Here is a 6527-nt window from a genome sequence, read left to right on the forward strand (position 1 = left end):
CGCGGAGGTCATCACACCGGGAACGCACCCGGTCAGGGCGAGACCAGACCGCTGGAGACGCGCGGCAGACCGGCGGGGACACCACGGTCGAGCAGCCGAAGCAACGCGTCGGTGTCCAGGTGGTGTTCCACCATGTCCCCGAGCAGGTCCAGCTGAACACGGCGCAGCTCTGCGAACGAGGTGTCCGCGGCGACGCGGAAACCCGTCCTTCCGGCGATCCGGGCGGCGCGTTCCAGGAAGTCGCGGCGGAACGCGTCGTTCTCGAACAAGCCGTGCCAGTGCGTGCCCGCGACGGAGCCGTGCAGCGCTCCCTCCCCGTTACCGTCGGGGAGCAGAACCAGCGGATCGGTCTCGGGAGGGCGCCGCACCCTGCCGTGGTGAATCTCGTAACCGGAGACCGGCTGCCGCAGCGCGATGCCGGTGGGATTGCCCAGCGTCTTGGCCGTCTCGAACTCTATCTCCATGTCCAGCAGTCCGAGAGCGTCGATCTCCGCACCGGACTCGACGTGATCGACGATCCGCTTCCCCAGCATCTGGAACCCACCGCAGATCCCCAGCACCGGCAGGCCCGCGGCGGCGTGTTCGAGAACCGCTTCGGCCAGTCCGGTTCGTCGGAGCCAGTCGAGATCGGCGACCGTGGACTTGGACCCGGGAAGCACCACCAGATCGGCGTCCGCGATCCGGGAGGGCTCCGTCACGAACCGCACCGAGACACCGGGCTCGGCCGCCAGTGCCTCGACGTCGGTGGCATTGGACACGCGTGGCAGTCGCGGCACGGCCACGCGCAACCACTGCTCGCCCACCGGTGGGGCGGGGCGACCGACCACACCGTCGGCCACGTACGACAGCGAGTCCTCCGCGTCCAGCCAGAGCTCCTCCGACCACGGCAGCACACCGTGCACGGTTCGACCGGTGAGTTCGCCGAGCTCCCGCAACCCCGGGGTGAGCAGCTCGGGTTCACCGCGGAACTTGTTGACCACGAACCCGGAAACGAGCGCCTGGTCGGCCGGATCCAGCAGCGCGAGCGTGCCGAACAGCTGGGCGAACACCCCGCCCCGGTCGATGTCGCCGACCACCAGCACGGGCAGCTCGGCGGCACGAGCGAGTCCCATGTTGGCGATGTCCTGGGCACGCAGGTTGATCTCGGCCGGTGACCCGGCCCCCTCACAGATCACGTAGTCGTACTCGGAGCGCAGCTCGGAAAGCGTAGCGGTAACCGTGTGCAGCAGCTCGGCCTTGCGCTCGCGATAGGACAGCGCGGTGGCCTCCCCGGCCACCCGCCCCAGCACCACGACCTGGGAAGTGCGATCACTGCCCGGCTTCAGCAGCACCGGATTGAACCGGACGTCGGATTCGACACCGGCGGCCATGGCCTGTACTGCCTGCGCACGTCCGATCTCGCCGCCCGAGGTGGTGACGACGGAGTTGTTGGACATGTTCTGCGCCTTGAACGGCGCCACCCGGGCACCGCGACGCGACAACCAACGGCAGAGCGCGGCCACGAGTACGCTCTTGCCCGCGTCGGAGGTCGTCCCGGCAACCAGCAGTGAATTCACGTCGGATTTCATACACCACGGCCACGTCCCCGCGGGCCCACCCACCACGTGGAAGTGCCCTCGCTCACAACCCGTGCCATCGAGCGGAACGGGGGCGTGCCCAACGTGAGCGCGCCCCGGCCGGGCATCCGCGTTCCTTCCGGAGCGTTCAGGGACGCGTGAGGATCTCGTTGCCGTCCTCGGTGATCAGAATGGTGTGCTCGAACTGCGCGGTCCAGCTCTTGTCACTGGTCGTAACCGTCCAGCCGTCGTCCCAGACGTCGTACTCGTGAGTCCCGAGCGTGATCATCGGTTCGATGGTGAACGTCATGCCGGGTTCGATAACCGTCTGTACCGATGGTTCGTCGTAGTGCAGCACCACGAGGCCGCTGTGGAACGAGCGACCGATGCCGTGTCCGGTGAAGTCCCGCACGACTCCGTAGCCGAACCGCTTGGCGTAGGACTCGATGACTCGTCCGATCACGTTCAGCTGCCGCCCCGGCTGCGCCGCACGGATCGCCCGCATCGTGGCCTCGTGGGTGCGCTCCACGAGCAACCGGGCCTGTTCGGAGACCTCGCCCGCGAGGAACGTCGCGTTGTTGTCACCGTGCACACCGCCGATGTAGCCGGTCACGTCGACGTTGACGATGTCCCCGTCCTCGATCACCGTGGAATCGGGTATCCCATGGCAGATGACCTCGTTCAACGAGGTGCAGCACGACTTCGGAAACCCGCGGTAACCGAGGGTGGACGGGTAGACCCCGTTGTCGACGAAGAACTCGTGCACCACGGCGTCGACGTCGTCGGTGGTCACACCGGGACGGATCGCCTTGCCCGCCTCCTCCAACGCCTGGGCCGCGAGCTTGCCCGCGACACGCATGGCATCGATCACTTCGGGAGGCTGCACGTCGGGATCGGTATTGCGCCGCGGTGCCGGTTTGTCGACGTACTCGGGACGCTCGATACCGGACGGCACCGGACGGCGGGGGGTTTGCTGTCCTGGTTGCAGCGGGCTTCGTACGGGCATGTCCTCACTCTAGAACGTCGGCACCACGCGAAACCGCCCGCAGTCGAGCACGTGGCCCCGAAATGACCAACCACACAGCGCCGCACCGGAAGCGGGAAGGACGACTCCGCCCGACCCGTCACGTCATACCGGGCGCATCGTTGCCCGGTGAGACGGTCACCAGGCCGACGCGTTCGGCGGCACGCAGCATCACCGGGTCGTAGGAGACGAACGCGTGCAGTCCGTCCCGCGCCTGACAGGCGGAGGCCAGTTGGATGGCCTCCGTGGAACTCAGCGGCGAGTCGAATCCGCTCGCGGTGTCGAGCACATCCTGCCCGACGGGTAGTTGTTCGATCTTCGACACCACGATCGAGGCGAGATCCTCGGCCGCGGGACCCGCCGTACGAAAGCTACGGAGTATGTCGACCCTGGAGACCGCACTGGTGGCACGTGGCTGTTCCCAGTTGCTCCGGATCCACACGCTGAGCGCGTTGCTCTCCGGTTCCGCGGCGATCAGTTTCTGCAGGGCCGAAGAATCGAAGTAGATCACATCCACTCCCGTCCACGGTGATCTCGCACCGCGCCCGGAACGGCACGGTGCGCGACAACCTAACACACCGGGATCAGCCGACCCCGTCGAGAAACTCCTTCGAGACCCGAACCGCCCGCTCCGAGGTCCCGGCATCGGTCACCAGCACCGCGAACGACAGATCCCCCCGGTACCCGGTGAACCAACCGTGCGCCCGACTGCCGTCGCCGAACTGTGCGGTCCCCGTCTTGCCCGCCACCTCGCCGAGGCCGGACAACTCGGTGGCGGTCCCGGAACGCACGACCTCCCGCATCATCTCGCGGAGTTTCCGCAACGCCTGCTCGGAGGGGGCACGTTTCGCCTGCTCGTTCACTCGCGTTTCGGCTGATTCGAGCAGTTTGGGCGTGGGCATGGAGCCGTGGGCCACCGAGGCGCTGGCCAGCGCCATCCCGAACGGGCTGGTGAGCACCTTGCCCTGGCCGATGCCGTTGACCGCACGCGTCACCTCCTCCTCGGAGGAGGGCACTTCTCCCGTCAGGGTAGTCATGCCGGGGATCGCGAAGTCTGCGCCGATTCCCAGTCTCTCGGCGGCCGTCGGCAACGCCGAGGCGGGCAACCGGGAGGCCAGTCCGGCGAAGGTAGTGTTGCAGGACTCGGCGAAGGCCTTCCTCATGGTCACGCGGCCGAGGTCGAAATGATGCGCGTTGGGCAGTGTCTTGCCGTTGAAGGTCCGCTCCGCGGGACAACCGAGCTTCGTTCCGATGTCGGCCTCGTCGGCTTCGAGGGTCGCCAGAGCGGTCGCCATCTTGAAGGTGGACCCCGGCGGGTACTGCCCCGTCAGCGCCAGTGCGCCCTTGTCGTCGGCGGCCTCGTTCTGCGCGACGGCCAGCACCCCGCCGCTGGAGGGACGCATCGCCACGATCATGGCGGGCTTGTCGATCGGGTCGACCGCGTTCTCGGCGGCACGCTGCACCTTGTCGCTGAGTGTGGTCCGGAGTGCCTCGGTAGGCTCGGGTTCGGCCCGGTGCAGCGTTTTCAGCTCCGCACCGGAAGAGTTCGCCGTGAAGACGCGCCAGCCGTCGCTGCCGTTCAACCGGTCCTTCCTGCTCTCGGAGATGGCGGGCAGCACCTGGGAGGCGTAGCCCTGTTCCGAGGCCACCAGGGCGGTCCTGTCCGGGAACCGGACACCTGGTAATTCGTATATCGCGGACTTAACCCGCCGGTAGTCGGACATGCGGAGTGTGACCACGGTGTAGGCCTGGTTCTCGGGGGTGTCCTTGGCGCCCTCGACTATTCCCCGCTTGGTGACGCTGGGGGCCACCGGTTCCAGGCCCCGCGCCAGTGACTCGGCGACCTCGGAGAGGTTGTCCACCTCCTTGCGCACCACGGTGACGCGAATCAGTCGTTGGGGCCCCATCAGACGGGTACCGTCCCGCCCCAGGACCGGCGCGGGAGTGGCGGGATCCAGCTGGTAGTGCAGGCTCTGCCCCGAACCGAGCTCGGGATGCACCACGGAGGGCCGCCAGTGGACCTTCCAGGAGTTGTCGTTCTCGCGCAGCTCGAGTTCACCGTCGTAGTTCCAGACCCGGTCGGAACCGAACTGCCACGAAACGCGGAACTTCGCGGTGGTGGGACTGCCACCGTCCCCGGAGTCGACCCCGGTGACGGAGGCCTCGACCTTCTCCGGCGAGAGATTCCGCCTGGTCTCGCCCAGGAACTTCCGAGCGGTTTCCGGTGCGTCGGTGCGGCGAGCGGCCGCCGCGTTGTCGCCTGCGGCGAAGTCACGCAGATAGGCGGCCGCCGCGTCCTCGGCCGAGGGGCCGGAGTCGAACACGCCGCAGGAAGCCAACGGCAGGGTAACGAGCAGTCCCGTCAGAGCACTGAGAGCACGAGCTGTACGCACAGATCGCAGTATGCCGAAGAATCGTCCAGGTGTCGTGCGTGCTGTGTTGCGCAGAACGCACCAAGGCACGACCGAGGTCGCTGAACAGGGGGAAATATCCACCGAACGCATTACAGCGAGTAGGAAGTGTTCCGATTCACAGCCGCCCCGCCGTCATATCCGGGCCGGGCCTCGCCACGGCGAGAGCCGTGCGGGATGTTCCGCCGAGCGATCGCGGGAGAAAACCGAGACAACGGTGTCCGACTAGAGCAGTACGGTGCTGAACGTTCCGGCCCGCCGGAATCCGATCTTTCGGTAGGCCGCTCTGGCGGCGATGTTGAAATCGTTGACGTAAAGGCTCGCCCTGCGCCCCATCCGGCGGACCAGGTGGTCGGCCACGGCCGCGGTTCCGGCGGCCCCCAGTCCACTGCCACGTCGATCGGGGCGTACCCAGACCCCTTGGATCTGACCGACGGTACCGGAGATCGCACCGATCTCCGCCTTGAAGACCACCTGGCCGTCCTCGAACCGGGCGAACGCGCGTCCACTGGCTATCAGATCGGCCATTCGCGCGCGATAACCCACGGCACCACCGTTGCGGCGGGGATCCACGCCGACCTCCTCGACGAACATGGACACCGCCGCGGGCAGATAGCTGTCGAGCTCCTCGGAACGGACCTGGCGCACCGCGGGGTCCACCCACCCCGCGGGAGGTTCGGACAGCGCCAACAACGGCTGCTCGGGACGTACCTCCCTGGCGGGTCCCCAGCTGGCGGACAACTCGGACCACAGTGACATGACCTGCCCGGCTGGGCCGACGAGCGAGGAACACACCCGCCTGCGTCGAGCCGCGCGGTCGGCGAAAGCGCGCATCGCGTCCCTGCCCCCGCGCAGCGGTATGAGATTGGCACCGGAGTAGCAGAGCCCCTCGAAGCCGCTGCCGAATCCCCACAGCTCACCACTCAGATAGACCGGGTCGATCTCGGCGGCCTCGATCCGGGAGAGCACCATGCAGGCGGCCACGGGATCCGATTCCAGCAGGGAACGAACGCTTGCCAAGTCCCGTCCCTGTAACAACCGCGCACCCGCGAGCTTGAGCACTGCTCAAGCGTGCCAGAAACCCGTAGGACAACGCCGCACGAGACATGCCGGAAGTGAGGTATTCCGCACCGAGATCACCCGATCGAAGGAGTTTTTCGAGCGGGAACGCCGTCCTGACCAGGGAATCCCGCCGGAAAGAATCCCCGAAGGAACAGGTCGGAACGGCCCGCCGACGACGGGCCGCCCGCTTTACCGACGGCCGGACAGCGGATGCCGCATCGGTCAGCCGACGGTGACGGTCGGCGAGTCGTCGGAGCTCTGCTCCATCCCCTCCGCCAGGCGTCCGGCTTCTTCGATGAGGGTTTCCACGATCTGGCTCTCGGGCACGGTCTTGATCACCTCGCCCTTGACGAAGATCTGGCCCTTGCCGTTACCCGAGGCCACCCCGAGATCGGCCTCGCGGGCCTCGCCCGGGCCGTTGACCACGCAACCCATCACCGCCACCCGCAGCGGCACCTCCATGCCCTCCAGGCC

At 67.4% G+C, this 6527-nt stretch carries 5 protein-coding genes and 1 pseudogene; all 6 read right to left on the reverse strand.

What is annotated here, in order from left to right; translation table 11 throughout:
* Window positions 1-32: 32 nt before the first annotated feature.
* On the reverse strand, window positions 33-1556 hold the full coding sequence (locus BM394_RS12145) for a cobyric acid synthase (RefSeq protein WP_092977896.1): 1524 nt from the start codon (window positions 1554-1556) through the stop codon (window positions 33-35).
* Window positions 1557-1704: 148 nt separating this feature from the next.
* Window positions 1705-2562, reverse strand: coding sequence for a type I methionyl aminopeptidase (map, locus tag BM394_RS12150; protein WP_092977754.1), 858 nt, complete (start codon window positions 2560-2562; stop codon window positions 1705-1707).
* A gap of 118 nt (window positions 2563-2680) precedes the next feature.
* Window positions 2681-3091 (reverse strand): type II toxin-antitoxin system VapC family toxin, encoded by a 411-nt coding sequence (locus BM394_RS12155; RefSeq protein WP_092977898.1) that lies wholly within the window; start codon window positions 3089-3091, stop codon window positions 2681-2683.
* A 73-nt stretch (window positions 3092-3164) separates the two neighbouring features.
* A complete protein-coding gene (locus BM394_RS12160; protein WP_217643463.1) occupies window positions 3165-4973 on the reverse strand; it encodes a penicillin-binding transpeptidase domain-containing protein in 1809 nt (602 codons plus the stop codon).
* A gap of 243 nt (window positions 4974-5216) precedes the next feature.
* On the reverse strand, window positions 5217-6053 hold the full coding sequence (locus tag BM394_RS12165) for a GNAT family N-acetyltransferase (RefSeq protein ID WP_092977758.1): 837 nt from the start codon (window positions 6051-6053) through the stop codon (window positions 5217-5219).
* Window positions 6054-6275: 222 nt separating this feature from the next.
* Window positions 6276-6527: pseudogene (locus BM394_RS12170) on the reverse strand (flavodoxin-dependent (E)-4-hydroxy-3-methylbut-2-enyl-diphosphate synthase); the annotation flags it as partial.

The sequence above is a fragment of the Actinopolyspora lacussalsi subsp. righensis genome (assembly GCF_900116555.1).
GTDB classification, from domain to species: Bacteria; Actinomycetota; Actinomycetes; order Mycobacteriales; family Pseudonocardiaceae; genus Actinopolyspora; species Actinopolyspora lacussalsi.